Origin of the sequence: Paenibacillus sp. FSL F4-0100 (assembly GCF_037993005.1) — a bacterium.
Lineage (GTDB): Bacteria > Bacillota > Bacilli > Paenibacillales > Paenibacillaceae > Paenibacillus_AQ.
This window is the reverse complement of sequence record NZ_CP150303.1, coordinates 1645997-1665866: the sequence shown is the minus strand read 5'-3', so window position 1 is coordinate 1665866 and position 19870 is coordinate 1645997. Positions and strand designations below refer to the sequence as shown.

The 19870-nt window shown below is 50.0% G+C and carries 14 protein-coding genes; 7 read left to right on the top strand and 7 right to left on the bottom strand.

Going from position 1 to position 19870, the window contains the following annotated elements; all coding sequences use genetic code 11:
- Positions 1-102: 102 nt before the first annotated feature.
- On the bottom strand, positions 103-1296 hold the full coding sequence (locus tag MHH48_RS07230) for an acyltransferase (protein WP_076322925.1): 1194 nt from the start codon (positions 1294-1296) through the stop codon (positions 103-105).
- A gap of 182 nt (positions 1297-1478) precedes the next feature.
- On the opposite strand from MHH48_RS07230, the gene MHH48_RS07225 reads away from it, so the two are divergent.
- The 5 genes from MHH48_RS07225 (at position 1479) to cpaA (ending at position 6422) form a co-directional block, all read left to right on the top strand.
- The gene (locus tag MHH48_RS07225) at positions 1479-2411 is read left to right on the top strand and encodes an AraC family transcriptional regulator (protein ID WP_076322924.1); all 933 of its coding nucleotides are present in this window, start codon (positions 1479-1481) and stop codon (positions 2409-2411) included.
- A 201-nt stretch (positions 2412-2612) separates the two neighbouring features.
- Entirely contained in the window at positions 2613-3920 is a 1308-nt protein-coding gene (locus tag MHH48_RS07220; RefSeq protein ID WP_076322923.1) for an ABC transporter substrate-binding protein, read from the top strand.
- Positions 3921-4006: 86 nt separating this feature from the next.
- Positions 4007-4960, top strand: coding sequence for a sugar ABC transporter permease (locus MHH48_RS07215; RefSeq protein ID WP_076322922.1), 954 nt, complete (start codon positions 4007-4009; stop codon positions 4958-4960).
- A 1-nt stretch (position 4961) separates the two neighbouring features.
- The gene (locus tag MHH48_RS07210; protein ID WP_076322921.1) at positions 4962-5786 is read left to right on the top strand and encodes a carbohydrate ABC transporter permease; all 825 of its coding nucleotides are present in this window, start codon (positions 4962-4964) and stop codon (positions 5784-5786) included.
- A gap of 150 nt (positions 5787-5936) precedes the next feature.
- On the top strand, positions 5937-6422 hold the full coding sequence (cpaA, locus tag MHH48_RS07205; protein ID WP_076322920.1) for a capreomycin N-acetyltransferase CpaA: 486 nt from the start codon (positions 5937-5939) through the stop codon (positions 6420-6422).
- Between the two features lie 137 nt (positions 6423-6559).
- Here the strand turns inward: cpaA and MHH48_RS07200 are convergent, their stop codons facing one another.
- Together MHH48_RS07200 and MHH48_RS07195 are read right to left on the bottom strand one after the other, a co-directional pair.
- On the bottom strand, positions 6560-7069 hold the full coding sequence (locus MHH48_RS07200) for a GyrI-like domain-containing protein (RefSeq protein ID WP_076322919.1): 510 nt from the start codon (positions 7067-7069) through the stop codon (positions 6560-6562).
- Positions 7070-7123: 54 nt separating this feature from the next.
- Positions 7124-8074 (bottom strand): YafY family protein, encoded by a 951-nt coding sequence (locus tag MHH48_RS07195; RefSeq protein WP_076323166.1) that lies wholly within the window; start codon positions 8072-8074, stop codon positions 7124-7126.
- A gap of 240 nt (positions 8075-8314) precedes the next feature.
- Between MHH48_RS07195 and MHH48_RS07190 the strand changes: the two genes are divergently transcribed.
- Complete coding sequence (locus MHH48_RS07190) at positions 8315-8797, top strand: PH domain-containing protein (protein ID WP_076322918.1); 483 nt, start codon at positions 8315-8317, stop codon at positions 8795-8797.
- Complete coding sequence (locus MHH48_RS07185) at positions 8790-10463, top strand: PH domain-containing protein (RefSeq protein WP_076322917.1); 1674 nt, start codon at positions 8790-8792, stop codon at positions 10461-10463. Before MHH48_RS07190 ends, MHH48_RS07185 begins: the two co-directional genes overlap by 8 nt.
- Here the strand turns inward: MHH48_RS07185 and MHH48_RS07180 are convergent.
- The 4 genes from MHH48_RS07180 to MHH48_RS07165 form a co-directional block, all read right to left on the bottom strand.
- Complete coding sequence (locus tag MHH48_RS07180) at positions 10458-11096, bottom strand: TVP38/TMEM64 family protein (protein ID WP_076322916.1); 639 nt, start codon at positions 11094-11096, stop codon at positions 10458-10460. The genes MHH48_RS07185 and MHH48_RS07180 overlap by 6 nt on opposite strands.
- A 200-nt stretch (positions 11097-11296) precedes the next feature.
- Positions 11297-14236 carry a family 10 glycosylhydrolase gene (locus MHH48_RS07175; RefSeq protein ID WP_076322915.1) on the bottom strand — a complete coding sequence of 980 codons (2940 nt, stop codon included), beginning with the start codon at positions 14234-14236 and terminating at the stop codon, positions 11297-11299.
- Positions 14237-14542: 306 nt separating this feature from the next.
- Positions 14543-18652, bottom strand: a complete 4110-nt coding sequence (locus MHH48_RS07170) for an S-layer homology domain-containing protein (protein ID WP_076322914.1) — start codon at positions 18650-18652, stop codon at positions 14543-14545.
- Positions 18653-18872: 220 nt separating this feature from the next.
- Positions 18873-19868 carry a Gfo/Idh/MocA family oxidoreductase gene (locus tag MHH48_RS07165; RefSeq protein ID WP_076322913.1) on the bottom strand — a complete coding sequence of 332 codons (996 nt, stop codon included), beginning with the start codon at positions 19866-19868 and terminating at the stop codon, positions 18873-18875.
- Between the last annotated feature and the right edge of the window lie 2 nt (positions 19869-19870).

Here is a 19870-nt window from a genome sequence, read left to right as displayed (position 1 = left end):
AGCCTGTCGAGCCTGGGATCAGGTAAAATACCCAAACTCTATCGGCCGCGGACCAGAAGGTTTTTTCTCATGCATAAATGGGCTTATTTGATATCCTTAGTCTTAGTCTGCCTTTACGGATTGCTCATGAGGGACATGGGCATTGAGCGCTCTCCTCTTCCGGCTGGCAAGCCATTTCTTGCTCCAGCGCGACAGCAAAGATAAGACGCTAACGTCCACCAGCCGGTAGAATACATGGGCAGCGCCAAAGATCACCGGAACCGTGATTAGACTCGTCACGATTACATTCCACCCATAGGAGAGAAATGTGCTGAACAGAAGAAATAGATGGCATCCCAGTGTACAGATGATCGTGAAGTGCAATAGATAGAGCGAGAACGATATCTTTCCCAGATAGGCAAATAACTTATGATGAAACAACGCTTGCAGCCATCTCGAATTCAGCAGGGCTATCAGAATCAGAAACGACCCGATCACATGATAAAATGCAAAAAATTCGAATCCATCCGATTCCCACACGAGAATAGAATAGATTGTTCCCTCCGGATCCAAGTATGGATAAGAGCCAAGATAAATGCCAACCGTGATCCATGTGAAGCTCATCCATGGTGCATTGAAGTAAGACAGCCAATCCCGATCACTATGCTTCAAGTCTGCGAGCAGCATCCCCAGCATGAATCCCAGGTAGTAAGAATCGTTGAAGACGTAGATCAGGAGAACATATGCAGCATAACGGATCACCCGTCTCCCACACAGGACAAGAAACCCAAAAATCAGAAACGATCCGAACAGCTCATATGTCATGGTCCAGAGTACAGGATTATACTGCGATCCATACGTGAAAAAGGTATGAAACAAGCCTTCCTTCAGCATGACCAACAGATTTGCGTCAGCGGCGAACGGATCCGGCATCGAGGATAATGTCATTCCGCGTACTTTGTCGTATGCTCCGAGATCCAACACGATGATCAAATAAGCAAGGAAGACGGATACCAAGGCGGGTGCTGCCAAACGAAAATAGCGGCGAATGGCAGACGAATAAATGATGAGCCTGTCCCCGGTTTGAAAAAAACGATAGCTGAGCACATATCCGCTCAACACAAAAAACAGACAGACGGAAAAGTTGCCGTTAAACAGCAGATTGAACGGTGTTCGCGCGGCAATCCCCTCGAAAGCGAAATGCTCGATCTCCTTCCTCCCCTCAAAAACAAACGGTGCAAACACCTGAAAAAAATGAGACACGACCACAATCAAGGCAGCTAAACCTCTCAAACCATCCAAATATACAATTTTCATAACAACCCCACATTCCCCTAGAAATAGGATGTTTGCGAATGCGAAACATATTTCAAAGGGCAGGAAGAGGAATGCTGTACACGATTCGTTTTTCAGGGATAATCATCTTTAAGAAAATGGCTGACTCATAAACTGAAAGCGTTTTCTTAAATCAAAGGAAATCAATAGGGGAGGGTAAAACATTGAGTATTTATTGGAGTCAGGTTGATATTGAAGAACTAACGGGATCAGGTGTCGTTTATTTTAACTCAAAGATGGAAATGTTGGAAGGTCTTCCGTGCAAAATGTATAAATTGACCTATCAACAGAGCTTGTGGACGCATTGTCATGATTATTTTCAGATTTGGTATGTGGCGAAAGGAGCATTCCAACACACCGTTAATCAACAGGCGTACGAGATCTCCAAGGGCGATATTTTTGTTATACCTCCGTTTACCCTGCACAGCGTCAGCATTTCACCCGATGAGGACATCGAGATTTACGGATGCGAATTTATGCCAGCCTTCGTGAACGAGAGATTTCAGGAAATGCCAACAGATCATACTTTTTTCGATGTGGGGTTTCTGGAATACTTTCTGCGCAAGGAAATGAACGCCCAATCCAAAATAACGCTGGACAGCGTTACCGACGTAACGGTCCAAAATGTCTTGAAGGACATGCTGATTGAATACGAGAGACGAACCCCTTTTTTTCAAATCTCGCTCAAAGCGAAACTGCTTGTCCTCCTCTCGATTCTGGTACGGCAGGTCAACGGTGAACTGCTCAGAGAAGGGTTCGAGAAATCAGAGAAATACCGGGGAATCATGACAAGAGTCGTTGATCATATCCATAACCACTACCAAGAAGATATGAATCTGAATGATCTATGCACCCTATCAAATTTATCAAGGTCCACGTTCTGCATCCTCTTCAAAGAATGGACAGGCAAAACATTCAACCGGTATCTCACCGACCTGAGGATTCTGCAGGCCATGATGATGCTGAAGCAGCCGGAGTTAACCGTTACGGATGTTTGCTACTCTAGCGGTTTTAATGAACTCTCCTATTTTTGCAGAATCTTTAAAAAATACACGGGCATCTCCCCCACCGACTTTCGTAAACAAGCGATCAAATAGAACGTTCAATGCCATACGATAATCCTATTTTTGAACACGATAGTGAAATGAAATGATTTTTTTACATGCTACGATATCCATAATTCTTACAAATAACTGGATCAGGGCCGGTTGTTTAGTCAACTGTTTTGGGGAGGGAATTGATAGAACTTCGATTACGATTACACGATTGTACACGATTGCTCAAGGGGAGGAAGAGGAATGAAGAAGAAACATTTGATATGGAGTCTTATTCTATTGTTCTCTATCGCAACAGGATGCTCTGGCGGTAATCCGCCGCAATCGGGCAGTGATGCTGGTGACAAGCCATCCGATAATCCGCCTGCCCAGGATGCCGTAACGCTCGACTTCTGGTACGGCTGGACCGGACCGGAAGCGGAAGCGCTGGAACGATTGATTGCCAAGTGGAACTCGGCCAATCCCGACATTCAAGTAAAAGGCCTATCCCAAAGCGACTATCAGAAACAGCTTACCGCGATTACCGGGGGCAATCCTCCGGACATCGCATCCCAATTCGGACAAAATGTCGTGCCATGGGGGCTGCGCGGCGCCATGATGCCGCTGGATGATTATATAACGAAGGACGGCTTGGATCTTAAAGACTTCGTGCCGGCTGCCCTAAGCACTTCCCAGCATGAGGGCAGGACGTATGCGATCCCGACGGCCATGCATGTATCCATGCTGTTCTACAACAAGGATATTTTGCAGGAAGCCGGTTATGACGGTCCACCGGAAACGATAAGCGAGCTTAAAGAATATATCAAAAAGCTGAGCATCGTCGAGGATGGCGGGCGCCTCCAGCGACTCGGATTGTGGCCCGGAATGGATGCGTATACGTTCAGCTATGCCTTTAACGGATCGTTTTATGATGAATCGACGCAGCAGGTGACGCCGGACCATCCCGGGATCCAATCAGCGATTAAGCTCTCGAAGGAGATCTGGGATCAATACGGTTCCGATAATCTGGATCGATTCTCTTCCGGGCTTGGCCAATACATGTCAGCACAGAATCCGTTCTTCTCGGGCAAGTATGCGATGACGATCGATGGAGAGTGGCTACCCACCTTCATCAAACAATACTCGCCTGATCTGAATTATGGCATTGCCCCGATTCCTTATGATGAGAACAACCCGGAACTTCAAAACTCCGGAAATGTGACTACCAGCGTATTCTATATCCCAAAAGGCGTCAAAAACCCGGACGCTTCCTGGAAATTCATTAAATGGATGACCGAACCGGAGCAAATGGCCGAATTTACGGCCGCCCTTGGGAATCTCCCAACGAGAAACTCCGCCTTCTCCAATCCACTCTATGAGAATGTGCCCGGATTCAAGGAATTCCTGGACTATTCGGGAAGCGAAAACCTGAGGTCCTTCCCGGCTTCTTCCTACGCGAACGAGTACATGACCGAATTCAGCGCGCAATATGACGCTATTATCCGAGGTACCGTCAGCATGGAGGAAGGCATGGATAAGGTGAAGGCAAAGATTCAGCCTCTGGTGAAATAATGAGCTAGGCAGGTTCTGTCCATTGCAGCGATGTATTGGACAGGGCTGCAACCTAAATATTTTGAAGCGGAAGGAGAATCGCGAAGATGAGAGTCTCCACAGCAGCGAATCAACGAAAACACATATCAGGCTGGTCCAGGAAGGAGCGTCATTATGTATACCTTGGCCTGGCGTTCGCCTCTCCTTGGATTATCGGCTTTCTGGCTTTTACGGTCTATCCGTTCTTCGGTTCGCTCTATCTGAGTCTGACCGAATACGATTTATTCAGCCCTCCCAAGTGGGTAGGGCTTCAGAATTACGAGCAGATCTTTGCGGATGACCGCTTCTATAAGTCGCTCGGTAACACCTTTTTTATGGCGTTCATATCCGTGCCGATCACGCTGACCGTCTCTCTGCTGATTGCCGTGATGCTCAATTTCAAAGTAAAGGGGATCAATTATTACCGCACCATCTTCTACCTTCCATCCGTCATACCGATCGTTGCAAGCGCTCTATTGTGGACATGGATGCTGAACCCCGACTTCGGTTTGGTTAACATGGCACTTCGCACTCTCGGTTTAACGGACCCGGCGTGGCTGCTGGATCCCCGTTATACGAAACCGTCTCTTATCCTGATGAGCCTGTGGGGCTCGGGTGCAGGCGCTTTAATATTTCTCGCCGCTCTCCAGGGCGTGCCGAGACAATATTATGAAGCGGCTCAGGTAGACGGAGCGAACTGGTGGTACCGGTTCTGGAAGATCACGGTCCCTGCCCTGTCCCCGATCATTCTTTTTCAGCTCATCATGGGATTAATCGGAGCCTTTCAAATCTTTACGGAATCCTACATTTTGGCTGGCGGCAAGGTAGATGGAAGCGGCTCCTTGGGCGGTCCGGAACAGTCTCTGTTGTTCTATGCGGTCAATCTGTATCAGGAAGCTTTTGTCTTTCTGAAGATGGGTTATGCCTCGGCGCTCGCCTGGATTCTGTTTATTATCGTATTGCTGATTACGTTCATCCTATTAAAAACGTCAGGCCGCTGGGTCTATTACGGAGGTGAGTAACATGGCTGTCAAGTTGCGCGTTATCCTACCGCATTTGGTCCTTATTCTATTCGCTGTTATCTTCCTGTTCCCATTTGTATGGCTGGTGATGACCTCGTTGAAGACGCCGGAAGAAATACTCATGTTTCCGCCGAGTATCCTGCCTGAAACGTTCCAATGGTCGAATTATAAAGAAGCCCTTCAAGCCATTCCTTTTACACGCTATATGATGAACACGTTTCTGATTTGTATGGTGAATATCATCGGTCAGCTATTCTCTGCACCGCTGGTAGCCTACTCGATTTCCCGCATTCCTTGGAGGGGCAGAAACATTATCTTTACCATCGTGGTGGCGACCATGATTCTGCCGGCTCAAGTGCAGATGATCCCGCAGTACATCATCTTCACCAAGCTCGGCTGGGTGAATACGATCATGCCGCTGACCATCGGCGCATTCTTCGGAGCACCGTTCTTCATCTTTTTGCTTCGGCAGTTCCTGCTTGGCGTACCGACAGAATTGTCCGAGGCAGCGAAGATCGACGGTGCTTCAGAGCTGCGGGTTTATGTCCAGATCATCATGCCGATCCTGAAACCGGCTCTGGCCACCGTCGCTTTATTTTCTTTTGTGTGGTCTTACGTGGATTTCATGGGACCGCTCATTTATCTGAACGATTCGGTCAAATGGACCATCACCGTCGGCCTGCAAAGCTTTCAGCAGGATCACGGGGCGCAGTGGGAGAAACTGATGGCGGCTTCCACCATCATGGCGATTCCCATGATCCTGATCTATTTCTTCGGACAGAAGTATTTCATGAAATCGGGATCGGCACTAACCGGGTTCAAATAAGCTGGACCTTCGGAATGGATGCCTTCTCTTTCTCAGCATGGACCGGGCGTATGCCCGGCCATGTACGGGAAGAGAAGGTTTTTTACGTTTCCAAATCGAAATAAAGGATATGGAAGAAACCTATATCAACAAACCCAAAGGATGAGAATCATGCCTCTTCGTATCGCGGCCATGACCGAAACGTTCGCCGAGCAAATTATGCAATGGAACTATGAACCTCCCTATGACTTCTACAACAGCGGGCCGGATGAGGGGTTTCGGAAAGAACTCCTTGAGTGTTCGTATTACGCCATACTGGACGAAGAAGGGCAGCTGTTTGGCTTTTGCTGTACAGGCTCATCTGCCCAAATTCCGTTTGCGATCCCGTTAGGTGCATATGACGAGGATTTGCTGGATTTTGGACTTGGCATGAAACCGGAATCGACCGGACAAGGTCGGGGAAAAGAGTTCCTCTCGTTCGTGCTGTCGTCCATCGCTGAAATTCACAATCGCCAATCGTTTCGACTGACCGTTGCCAAATTCAACGAACGAGCCATTCGCTTGTATACCCAGCTGGGTTTCTCGGAAGTAACATCGTTTGATTATGGCGGCACTACGTTCATAACGATGATTAAGATGCCGGTCTCTGGATTGTGAAATAAAGAGGGTGATCCCGCTGCGGGATCACCCTCTAGTTCGTTATTGGCAAATATTGCTAACTTCCGGATTGGGTCATATCACCCGGATTAGTCGTTTCCACTCCAAGCAATGGAGCAGTAGCCGATTCTTAACCGCTATTCAATAGCGATGTAAACGTCCACCATGGTATGGGCAGGATCAAACTGCTGCATATCATAGCGTTCGTAATCGCCGGTATACGTCCTTTTTTTGGCTGATTGCTGGAAGTAACTCCAAATTGCATACCACACCTCAGGGACAATTTCCATCAAAGGGCCACGTCTTGTCCGGAATACCATGTACTTGGCTGCTGGGACGGACGCTTGCTTCAATTCCTCCGAAGAAGCTGCAGCAGCCACGTCTTCCTCTATCCTGTTGCCGATAATCAAGGTGTATTCCCCGGATGCGTCGCTTTCGTAATCGGTGTACAAAGCATATATGGCTTGATCCTTATCAGATAACTGTGCCTGCAAACCGCTTTGGAAATACCGGTCCCATAACTGCGGTATCTTGCCTTGCGGTCCTGCCTCCGCTTCATTCGTCGTTCGAACGCCGACACCCTGAATGGACATGGCGGGTCTAACTTCTATAAATCGTTCACTCTGATTCTGATTGCTATCACTCATGTGTATCCTCCTTAAAATGAATATATCTCTATTCTAAGGAGGTAACGTGGACATCTATCTGTCCTGGTTATCGTAGCGCTGCATAATCAATTGTGCTCTTCGCTTCACTTCCTCGGCTGCTTCGCCCGGCTGCTCAACCAGCACCTGATCACCAAAGCTTAGAATCATGCCGTAAAACCACTCATCCAATTTGTATAACACGTGAACGCGTAAAGAGCCGTCCGGGTTGACGGTTACTTGTTCCGGCGGAAAAATATCCGCCACCCGCTGACGCGCGGCTGCTTCGAATAACAGCACAGTCTCCTGCTCCTGTGCGCTCGACCAAGAAGCATCCCATTCTAATCGTTCCATGCTCGGTATCATTCTTGTCTCCGAAGTCTCATCCAGCATCTCGATATGCTGCATGCGCGATAATCGAAAGATTCGATGGTCTTCCCGCTCCAGACAAAAGGCTTGTACATACCAAATATTGCCCTTCAGTATCAAGGATGCCGGTTCAATGGTTCTTCGCTCCGCGTTGCCCTGCGTATCAATATACTCCATCTCGACCCTGCGCTTTTCTTGAATAGCCTTTTTGAGCAAGCCCACGGTAGGTTTCAGTCCTTGACGCTGTCCCCAAGGCTGAAAGTCCATGACCACAGGTTCCCTCCGATATTCATCGCCAAGCCCCTGCTCTACCCTATGCAGCAGCGCTTTTACCTTCTCAAGCAGGATGCCCATCTGCTGATCATCCAGTGCACTGCTCATCCCTTTGACGGCTGTAACCAGTGCACTCATCTCCTCAGCGGACAGCCAGTACTTGTCAATCATATAATGCTCCATAATTTCAAACCCGCCGGATATTCCCTGGTGGGCAACAATCGGGATCCCGGCTTGGCATAGCGTATCCATATCGCGATATATGGTTTTGCTCGATACTTCAAACCGATCGGCCAACTCCTTGGCGCTCAGTCTCCCCCGGTTCAGAAGCAGGACGGTTATGGCTAATAGCCGGTCTATTTTCATTGCATGCGATCCTTTCGCCTCTCGATCATTCATGTTCTTCCTTAACTCAAGCTTAACAGATTTGGCATGTGTTCATGTAACCGTTAGGTCAGGTTCAGATGCTCGTTAGCCTGTTATGCTACAATGATAGGCACGGCAATCAAGTCAAAGGACGGGATGAAACGATCCATCCCCAAGAACGTAGACATACATAAAAGATGCAAAATGTACGAATCTGTAACATCAAGGAGGAACATACATATGGACAATCGACTTGACGCCATGCGCAGGTGTCACCCGGACTCCGTAACGATCTCCCGCATAACGGGTTTCATTACGGATGGGGTTATTCTACTCGCTGCAGCAGCCTATCTGATTATGGCTGCTATATTCGGGTGGACCCTGATACCGGGCTGGATCACCATCGGACTTCTGGTTCTCGGAGCCTGGTTTACTTGGGCCGTGCCCTCTTTCACCTACAAACAATTCGGCTTCAAGGTAAGCGAGGAAGAATTGGAGCTTCGCTCCGGCTGGATCTGGCTCAGTGACACCCTTGTCCCGATGACGCGGGTACAGCATGTCGAGCTGGAACGGGGACCGCTCCTTCGTAAATATGGCTTAGCCAAGGTAAAGGTCGTTACCGCCGCTACGACTCATGTCATTCAGGCGCTCAAGCTGGAAGAAGCAGAGGAACTGAAAAAACAGATCGGCGAGCTGGCCAAAGTGGTGGATCACGATGAATGAACCGACAAGACTTCACCGCCTGTTCATCCTGTTCCCGCTCGTAGGCAGTGTAAAATCACTCATTCCCATCGCCGCTCTGGTATCCATCAAATTCCTTAACGGAAAATCGCTGCGCGACATCCCCTGGTACTGGCTGTCCGCCGCCATCGTCATCCTGGTCTCGCTTCTGCTTCTGTACGGGTATCTAAAGTGGAAACGCTTCGTCTATACGTTAGAAGAAGACAAAATCCTCATTCGCCGCGGCGTTCTGTTCCGTGAGGAATTGTCCATCTATACGGGTCGCATTCATTCCATGAATATGGAGCAGCCCTTGCTGCAGCGCTTACTGGGGCTTACCCAGGTCCGAATCGAAACGCCGGGTAAAACGGAAGGCGGGGGCATACTGCCTGCCATTACCAATAGCGAAGGCGAACGGCTGCAGCGCTGGCTGCGCGAGCAAACCGTAACAAGGCAGACACAGCGTGAGATTCACCAAGCCCATGAAAGCCCCGACCCATCCGATCAGAGCCTTCCCGTTCAGACGGAGGGGCCATCTGTTCAACCGCCGGAAACCCGAGAGAATTACGAATCCGTTCAACCGTCGAATCAGAACATAGAATACGGAAGCGGTCTTTTGGAGGATTCCGATTCAGGCTCCGTTGGTAGAAAGAATGCAAACGATCCAATCACCGTAGAGGAAGAACGCAGCACGCTGCTGCAACTATCCTCCGGACGCCTGCTCATTGCTGCTCTCTCCTCGCCCAACCTGTCACTGGCTTTAGCCTTTGTAGGTGGTATTTTATCATTTGCCGATGACCTGCTCCCGGATCGGATGTACCAATCGCTGTTTCAATCGGCAGGGAAGCTGCTGCCCGGCAGTTGGATCAGCATTGCTGCTGTGGCGCTCATCGTATCCTGGCTGCTCTCCGCCGTACTCTACACGATCAAATATGCTGGATTTACCGTCGAGCGGATCGGGAAACAAATCTCGGTCAGCTGCGGTCTGCTGGAGAGAAAGAGACTGCTCTTCTCTCCCGAACGAGTGCTGGCCATTACCGTAAAAGAAGGCGTATTCCGGCGCTGGTTCGGTTACGCTGAAGTGAAGGTTCATGTGCTTACGTCTGAGTCTGACAAGCATTTCATGCTCCATCCTCTACTGAAGACTGGAGATATTCCGGCACTGCTGAATCGGGTTACCCCTCAATTCAGCTCTCATGCCATTACCGCTTCGCCGCCACCGCGCGCAAAATGGATGTACTTGCGGTGGAAGCTGGCTTTTGCCGCGGTAGTTAGTGCCGCGTGCATTTGGTATTTTGACGGGCTCGGTTTGTTATCGCTTCTGCTCCTTCCGCTCTCGTTAGCTTGGGGACTCCTTTCGCACCGGGATTCCGGACTTAATGTAACAGACAAACAGCTAACGATCCGCAGCCGTTTCATTGCTATGTCCACCAGGTATATACGCAGGCCGCAGATTATCGCCATGGAGGTTAGCGGTACCCGCAGACAGCGAAGAAGAGGGCTTCTATCCCTTCAAGTGAAGATGATATTCAGCGAGATCAACGAAAGTTTAAGCGGAATGGATCAGCGAGAGATCGAGGCTGTTCGGGCTTGGTTCCAAAAGAAAAAGGGCGAGAACTCCGCATCTGCTGAACGGAGTGGTCCCGCCTCATCAATTGAACACTTATAAACGTTCGGTCTCCGTTCTTCCTGAACGACCAAAGCCTGACAACCGGTAAACCAGCAGGGTGATCACGAGAAATACACCGTATACGCCGATGGTGATGATGATGTGGGAAGGGTCTGTCATGAGATGATCCCCCACCATCGAGAACAGCAGCATGGCTGGGATTTTGCCTAACGCGGACGCGATGCTGTATGATGCGAACGTTACCTTGCTGAGAGCCGCGTACACGTTGATGACAATGGAAGGAATAAACGGGATCAACCGGGTAAACAGGATGGTCAAAAAGGCGTTCCGTTCGAACATCGTTGTCACTTTTCCCAGCCTGTTATAACGGTAAAGCACCCGGTCGACCCATTCCTGATAGCCGTATCGGATGAACATAAACATAAGGATGGAAGCGGCGGTGGAGCCGACCCAAGTGACAATTCCGCCGATGACCGGCCCCAGGGCGGCACCGATAACGCCTCCTACCACCGGATAAGGGATCACCGGAAACAAGGCCATGATGACGGCCATGAACATCATTAGCATGATACTGTCTGTCGATCGAATCCATACCAATATGACATCGCCATAAAAGTAAACAAGACCACCTACGGCGGCGTAAACCAATGCCATTCCTAATTTCTTGAACATGCACCACACTCCAGGTCGTAATGCACCTATTGTATCACGCATATCCATTGGAACAAGCGCAAAAGGGACATCCCAAGGCTATAAGCCGGGATGTCCCTTTTGCTTGAAATGGGCTGGTCGTTCCCTGAAGCTACATGTTGCTAGGGAAGTGGAACAGCCGTTAACCGGTATGGATTAGATCCTATCGCGCTCATGTCAACTCACGGTCTGCTCGGTTTCCCTGGTGGATTCACCGGGGGCTTTCCAGGCTTACCACTATGCTTCACTTTCACCGTGACCGGTTTGCTTGGGGCACTCTCATTATGCAGACGATCAACTGCCGTCACGACATACGTATAGGTTTGTCCCTCCGCTACGGTATGATCGACAAAGAATTGCATCTTATCGGCTGTTTTTCGGAGAGTCCCTAACAAATGCGACGGATCTTGAACACTGCCGGTTCCTCTGCCATCAAAACGATAAACCGCATAATACGTCTCATCATCTGTCGACCTCCAGCTTAGCTGCACACCATCCTGCTCGTGATCAGCCTTTGGCTTCTTAGGCGAAGTCGGCGCTTCCGAATCGATCCAAGGTATCGCCGGGATCAATGCCGGATATCGATACAGATCGTTCTTCAGTCTGTCTGTAAATCCGAGCGCATTGTCCTTAAACCATTTGGAGCTGAAATATATGCTGCCCCGGACTTCCTCAAAGTTGCGGTTGTAATGGATCTGGTTCGGCATCTCTTCGGGGTTGGACCAATCGGCATTCGACCCGATTTTATATACGGCTTGTCCGCTGTATAGATGAACGTTCTTGCCGGACACGATCCCGCTCCACCAATCGATCAGCTTATCGTAAGCGGCAGCGGAATAACCGATATTCCAATAAATCTGAGGCGTGATATAATCGATCCACTCTTCTTCAACCCATTTCTTCGAGTCGGCATAGATGGCATTGTAACTCTCAAGACCATTGGTTTCAGAGCCGGTCGGATCGCTAGATTTATTTTTCCAGATACCAAACGGACTGATGCCGAATTTCACGTAACTCTTCTCTGCCTTGATGGCTTCGTTCACGTTCTGAATGAATTGATTGACGTTATTTCTTCTCCAGTCGCCCTTATTCGTAAAGGAGCCTTTATATTGGTTAAAGGTATCCGTATCCGGGAAATCCACGCCGGTTACGGGATACGGGTAGAAGTAATCGTCAAAATGCACGGCGTCGATGTCGTAATTGCGAACGACCTCCATGATGCCGTCGATAATAAACTGCTGCGCTTCCGGTATTCCTGGGTTGAAATACAGCTTGCCGCCATATTCTTCAACCCACTCCGGATGCTGCCTGGCCGGGTGGTCTGCTACAAGTTTGTTAACGTCTCCTTGAAGACTGATGCGGTATGGATTAAACCAGGCATGAAACTCCATGTTCCGCTTATGGACTTCCTCCAGCAGGAATGCCAGCGGATCATACCCCGGATCTTTGCCCTGAACTCCCGTCAGCCATTCTGACCATGGCCCGTAATTGGACGGGTAGAATGCGTCCGCCGTCGGCTTGATCTGCATAATGACCGCATTCATTCCCGCATCCTCCAACTGATCAAGCAGACTGATAAACTGCTGCTTCTGCTGATCCGGATCGGTGACTCCTTTGGCTGGCCAGTCAATATTGTCGACGGTTGCAATCCAGGCCGCTCTCATCTCGGCTTTCGGATGCTCAGAAGCTTTGTTCACCGTGATGTAGAGGGAGCTGGCCTTTCCTTGGAATGTCGCTGTTACTCTAGCGGAACCTATCTTCAAGCCGGATACCACTCCTTTATCATCGACAGCGGCTACATCCGGATGACTGCTGGTAAACGTAACGCCTTCCGTTATGATCATCGGCTCCTCCATCCAGGAGTAGGTTGCGGACACCGCCGTCTCGAAGGAGTCTCCTACCGTAACCGATGTAAGTCCTTGAAGTTCGATGCTCTGCAGAACAGGAACTGGATCCGTCACCGTAATGGCATGCTGTGCGGATATTCCACGGTACGAAGCCGTAATGTCTGCCGTTCCTGCGGAAACTGCGGTCAATTGACCGGTTTGATCTACCGATACAACGCCCGGTTGATTGCTTGCATAACTAATTCCTTCAGTCAGCCATACGGGGTCCGTCTGGTTTCCGTATACGGAGTAAACCACACTGGTTCTCATGTTGCCGGTAAGACTGGTCTCCATATGAAGCGGCCCGGATAACAGCAATTCTCCAGGGGCTGGCACATCCTGCGTAATATGAAGATCATACTGAGATTTTGGTCCATCTCCGTATCCTGCCGTTATGGTTACAGTTCCCGGCGCCAATGCCTCAATAGTGTCGTATGTAGCGCCCGTGACAGTAGCGATGTTATCGTCACTGCTGGTGAGTTTCACGCCGGTTGTTAATAATGCAGGTTCCGTATGTCCTTCATAGGTTGCATATACTTGGGGCTTCGCCGTTTCTCCTACGCCCATGGGCGTCAGCCCGCCAATGTCGAGCCCGTACACTTGGGAAGCCGTATAGAATGCGGACAACCTGTCGAAGTATACGGTACCTTTGTTTTTATTCGTGTCCTTTAATTCGGTGATATAGATTTGATTCACTTTGAGAGGAGCCTTGATGGTAGAGGGGACGTTAAATTTGACGTATTTCCAGCCCTTCCAGCTAAAACCGGAGGTAGAGGTTAAATCCACGGCATGCTTGCCACCGGAAGCGTCCTGAAGCTGGGCACGGAGCCAATGATTCCCGCCATCGCCGTAAACCCATAAACCGAGTGCAATCGGTGAACCGGGGACGCTTCTGCCGGTAGAACCGTCCGGATCTTTGAAGTTGAGATAAGCCGCCGAGGTGCCGGATTCGCTGCCCACAAAATCATAAGTTAGAGCAGCAGCGTGATGTCCGTAATAGATAGGCTCCGGCCTCCCTACTACCTCCAGCTGGGCCTTTCCCCTTACGGAGGTTGCGGACATATTTGTTACCGATTCGAAATTTTCAATCACAACAGCGCGTGGATCTTCGGCGTTTGCGTCTGCATCGGAACTGCTGCCCCATGCAGAAACAGCTGAACTGAACATTATCGCTAACGCCAGCGTCATGCATAGGATCAACCTGCTGCTTCGATAGACATGTCTTCTGGTTTTCATTCACTAATTCACTCCCCACTTTTATGAATGCGCTTACTTTTCATTGAACCCGAATACGATTACGATTACGATTCGAATCGGCGCCCCCCACCTCCTATCTCTGTCGCTAAAAGTAGATGATCGGCATGGATTCGAACACACGCGTTCATCTCTACCTCTATCATATTGAAATTTTATTTCAAATTTCAATAGTTTTTATAAAATATAATTTTATATTTCGAGCAGGAATTTAAGCTGCCATGGCGTATGCAATCGCAAAAAAGAAGCCAACACGGGACAATCCCCCGTATTGGCTTCCTGATTCATTCAGTTCACGTGTTCAAGAAGTCCGATAATCAGCGTCACGGCTTCCGCCCGTGTTGCGAATTGCTGTGGAGCGAAGCGATTGTTACCCACACCGCCCACAAGTCCTGCATCAACCGCAGTCGCAATATACGGCGCAGCCCACTTCGGAATTTCCTTCGTATCTTTAAAGGTCAATTTCGCTACCGAGTCCGGATTTATTCCGCTGGCACGAACGATCATCGCTACCAGCTCGGCCCGGTTCAGCGGCTTGTGCGGACCGAAGGAGCCATCCTTGTAACCGCTGATGATGCCTGCTGCCACGCCTTGCGCTACAGCATCCTTGGCCCACGAAGGAATCTTGCCTGCGTCCGTGAACGTAAGCTTAGTCCCGCCTTCGGTCAGATGCAGCGCGCGGCCCAGCATAGCCGTGAATTCAGCCCGCGTCACCTGTTGATTTGGCCTGAAGGTTCCGTCCCCATACCCGTTGACAAAGCCTGCTGCCACGGCCTTATCGATGGCTGATTTGGCCCAGTGACCCGCAGTATCCTTCAGCGCCGGTGGATTCCCATTACCCGAATCCGTACCGGGGTTGCTTCCAGGCTGAGAACCTGTTTCCGATCCGTTACCCGGGTTCGTTCCATTCCCGGCACCTGAACCGTTCTCCGAGCCTGATCCTGAGCCACTTCCTGAACCGGAACCTGGATTATTGCCTGAACCAGAGTTGCTTCCTGATCCTGGATTGGATGTGCCAGGCCCCGGATTCGGTGTTCCTGGACCTGGTCCCGGACCTGGAGTTCCTGGATCGGGATTCGGCGTTTGAACATCCTTCTTCACGATACCGAATTGATCAATGATAAATGGCTGTGCACCATTGAGGTTCTGGTCAATTTCATAGCTGACCGCGGTCAGCTTGCCGCCATCGATCGTAATACCGACGAAATTTTGTACCTGGCTGCGTTTCGGACGCCGGTTATCGCTCGGATCCGGTCCGTATTTGGCCGCATGGTTTTCTTCCGCGCGTTCAAACAGTCCGTAGTATGCATCCCCAAGCTTTTCACTCGGATTCTTATAATAAACTTTCGGTCCTGCGGTTGCCGGAATCAAATAGATCGTACCGTCCGGATTAACCGAGTATTCCAGCTTCTCGCCGTTTAGCATCTCCGTAATCTTCTCCGGCTCTGCCGCTTTGCCGTCAGCCTTGATCGGTTTGGTGCGGGCATAAATATGATCATGACCCTGCAATACAAAATCAATGCCGAGCTCTGCCATTAACGGAGCAATCTTGGACCGCACGCCGTTAGCTCCCATAATATCGGAGTCCGTCGCATGATTCGAAGTAGTGTACGGACCTTTGTGAATATTGACGATCACCCACTCCGCTCCGGCTTTTTTAGCCTTCTGTACATCTTGTTTGAGCCATTCCACTTGCTCGACAGAGAAATTATCGTACACGTCCGGGTCCTCATTGGAATTCAACACAACGAAATGCGCGTTGCTGTAATCGTATGAGTAGTACGCTCCAGTCTCGGTTGCCGAATTATCCGGCTGCTGTACATTGAAATGTTCGATGAAGGCGTAGTTTTCATCCTCGTGGTTACCCGCAGATGGCACCAGCGTCGTATGGAGCAAGCTTTCCTGCGAATGACCTAACAGCCAATTCCACTGTTCTTCCTTGACGCCCTTGTCTACAATATCGCCGTTATGGACAACGAATTGCGCTTCCGGCACGGTAGCCAGCGCCTTGGCAAGTGTCTCGGATGAAAGCACCGCTTCATCTTCTGCCTTCGCCTGCGTATCGGCCAAATCAATGAACGTGAACGCTCCTTTCTCCGGCGCAGTCCGGAAGGTTCCCGTCTCACTCCAAACCCCAAGCGCTGCATCTCCTACGCGGAAATCGTAAGACGTATTGGGCTTGAGTTTCGTTGCTTCCGCTTTATGCACAAGTTCTGCTGCTGAATTAGTAGAAGCAGCCGAATGTCCTTGGAACTTGATCCCATTCGTAAAGTCAGGAGCGACAGCAGACTTCTCCACGATCTGAAGGTCACTGCCTGTCACCTGCTGGGATGTATACCAGGTGAAACCCTTGGATGTTTTGGCATCGCCGTGGAACGTAACCGTCACTTTGCTCACTTTTTCCTGAACAGGATCCGGCTTCGTCTCCTTCATGATTCCAAACTGATCCACGATAAACGGCTGCCCGTTCATCTGATTCTGATCGATTTCATACGTCACAGCTGTCAGCCTGCCACCGTCGATCGTAAACCCGACAAAGTTCTGAACCTGGCCTCTGGCAAGGCTGGTTGTATTTCCGTACTGGCGGGCGTGGTTCTCTTCGGCGCGCTCAAACAAATTGAAATATGAATCACCCAGCTCCGGCTTCTGGTTCTTGAAATAAACCTTGGCTCCTGCGGTGGCAGGAATCATGTAGATGGTTCCATCCGGCTTAACTGCATATTCGATGTTCTGCCCATTAAGCATCTCGGTAATTTTCGTGGCATCCTCGGCGGTTCCGTCGCTCTTGATCGGCTTTGTCCGCGCATAGATGTGATCATGGCCCTGCAGCACCATATCAATTCCCAACTCGTTCATCAAAGGAGCCATTTTGTTCCTTACTCCGTTCGCACCAATGATGTCACTGTCGGTTGCGTGGTTCGAAGTTGTATACGGCCCTTTATGGATATTGACGATAATCCAGTCTGCGCCGGCAGCCTTCGCTTGCTCCACATCCTGCTTCATCCACGCGACTTGCTCTGCAGAGAAGTTCGCGTACTCGGGCGAATTCTCATTGGAGTTAAGCACGATGAAATGCGCATTGCTGTAATCATAAGAGTAGTACGCGCCAGTAATCGTTGCAGCGTTGTCTGGCTGCTTCACATTAAAATGCTCGTAGAAGGCATAATTCTTATTCTCGTGATTCCCTGCGGAAGGGGCAATCGTTGTATTCAAAAGGCTGGATTGCGAATGACCCAGCAACCAGTTCCATTCCTGCTCCGATGTGCCGTTCTCCACCACATCTCCGTTATGGACAACGAATTTAGCATCTGGAATAGTGGCAAGTGCTTTGGACAAGGTAGCTGCCGACAGCATCGCCTCGTCCTCTTCCTTCGCTTGTGTATCCGTCAGATCGATAAACGTGAAGGCACCGCTGACAGGTGCCGTCTGAAAGGTACCCACCTCGCTCCACACATTCAGGCTCTGGTCCCCAACTCTGAAATAATAGGAGGTATCCGCCATTAAACCTGTCGCTTCCGCTTTATGTACATGCTCTCCCGGAGAATTCGAGGAGACGGAAGTACGACCGCTAAATGCTAGCGCCTGACTGAAGTCCGGCCCGGCCCCGCGATTCTCCACAACCTGGACATCGCTTTGGGAAGAGCCCAGCGGCGTATACCAGGTAAAGCCTTTCGCGCTGGTCGCGTCTCCATGGAAGGTTACCGTTACCTTGGAAATATCCAGTGCCGGTGCCTGCGCTAACGCGGTAAGCTCCATATCGAAATATAGATCCGAGCTGCTGTCGCTCTGCTGATGGATCTCGACCGCAATTTCGTTATTGCCGTCCTGCAAATATGTTTTCAGCGGCTCGGTCAGGTCCACGTCCCCATATATAACGGGCAGGTCCTTGCTCGAGGTCGCCTTCATGTCGTACGTGATTTCGCCTTCCGGCATGCCCATGCGTCTTACTTCATGGCCATTGACGTAGAGCACGGCGCCGTCATCAATGCCGAACGTGCCGAGAATCTGGCCGTAACTGTCAATTTGGGCCTTGTTGACTTGAAGATTCGTTCGGAAATACGTCGTGCGGTGCTTGAGTTTTTTATCCGTACCATAGTCTACTATGGTGCCCAGCGGACCAAACTCCGTGGTTGCTATGCTGCTTCCGTTATCTTTATAACCGAAAGGAGCGAATCCGGATTCCCATGAGGAATCATCATAGGTGGAACGCCATACGGTTGTTAAATCTTGGCCCTGATCAAAATACTTCCACTCCGCATTGCGCTGAAGTAAGATATCAGGCTGATCCTGCGTTGCTGCTTCAACAGTGGATAAGGATCCGATTCCTGCAAATAATCCAAACACTAACGCTATGGATAACAGCATGGATAATAGCCTTTTGTACAGATGAGTAATCATGTATTCTCTCCTTTATGATGTTGGATGTGTGTGAAGCAAGACTGTCAAACAGCTCCAGCATAACAAGAGAAGATTAATAGCTTGTCATCCCAACGTAAAACTTATGTAAATAATGACATTGAAAACATATGATATTGCTCACGTCATCTGAACTATGACAAAAACAAAAAAAGCAGGGCGAGAGGTTCTCTCGCACTGCTCCCTTATTTGCCAAGATGGCTTAACCTTCCGAAGGATACTTCAGTCCCCACTGCCCTCGGATTTGATCCAGCAGCCTCATAATCGCAAGCGACTCATCAAGCGGCATCACGTCGCTCTCCAGCCGCCCTTCCAGCAGACACCGCCCCACTTCGTATGCCTCGAAGCTATACCCTTTCTCCTGCCGGTCATCTGTAACAACCACCGGTTCCTCGCCATCTACATAAAGCGCAGCGGATGTTGCATTCAAGAAGGACGGAATGTGAATATACCCGATGGTGCCATAAATATAAGCTTCATTCGTCAATCCAAGCCGGATCGCCCCGTTTAACGAAGCGGTCTTGCCCGATTCATAAGATAGAATCACCGAGAACTGCTCATCTACGCCCGTCTCACCGATATGCGCGGTACTCCAAATCTTCTCCGGCTCGGTTCCAAAAATCATGGATGCAAACGACACCGGATAAATACCCGCATCCAGCAGCGCGCCGCCGCCAAGTTCCAAATTCAGCAAACGTCCCTGCGGATTCCAGCCGCTGCGAAAACCAAAATCGGCCTTCAGCAGCCGAACGTCGCCAATAAGCCCGTCGCTCAACCATTCGCGCACCTTCCGAATCGGGGGAAGGAAACGCGTCCACATGGCCTCCATCAGGAACAGCTTTTGCTCCCGTGCGGTTGCCACTAATTCCTCCAGTTCATCCCCGTTAATCGTAAAGGGTTTTTCGCACAGGACGGCTTTGCCGGCCTGAAGACACATTAAGGCATGATCCCGGTGCAGCGGATGCGGAGTCGCTATGTAAACAACGTCAATATCGGGATCCTTCACGAGTTCCTCGTAACTGCCATAAGCCCGCGGTATATCGTATTTAGACGCAAACTCTCCTGCATTGCTTGCCGTACGAGAGCCCACGGCCACAAACTGAGCGTTCTCCACATACGCCAGATCGGCTGCAAACTGCTCCGCAATCCAGCCTGTCCCTATGATTCCCCATCTGATCTTGCCCGGATTCTGTATCATCA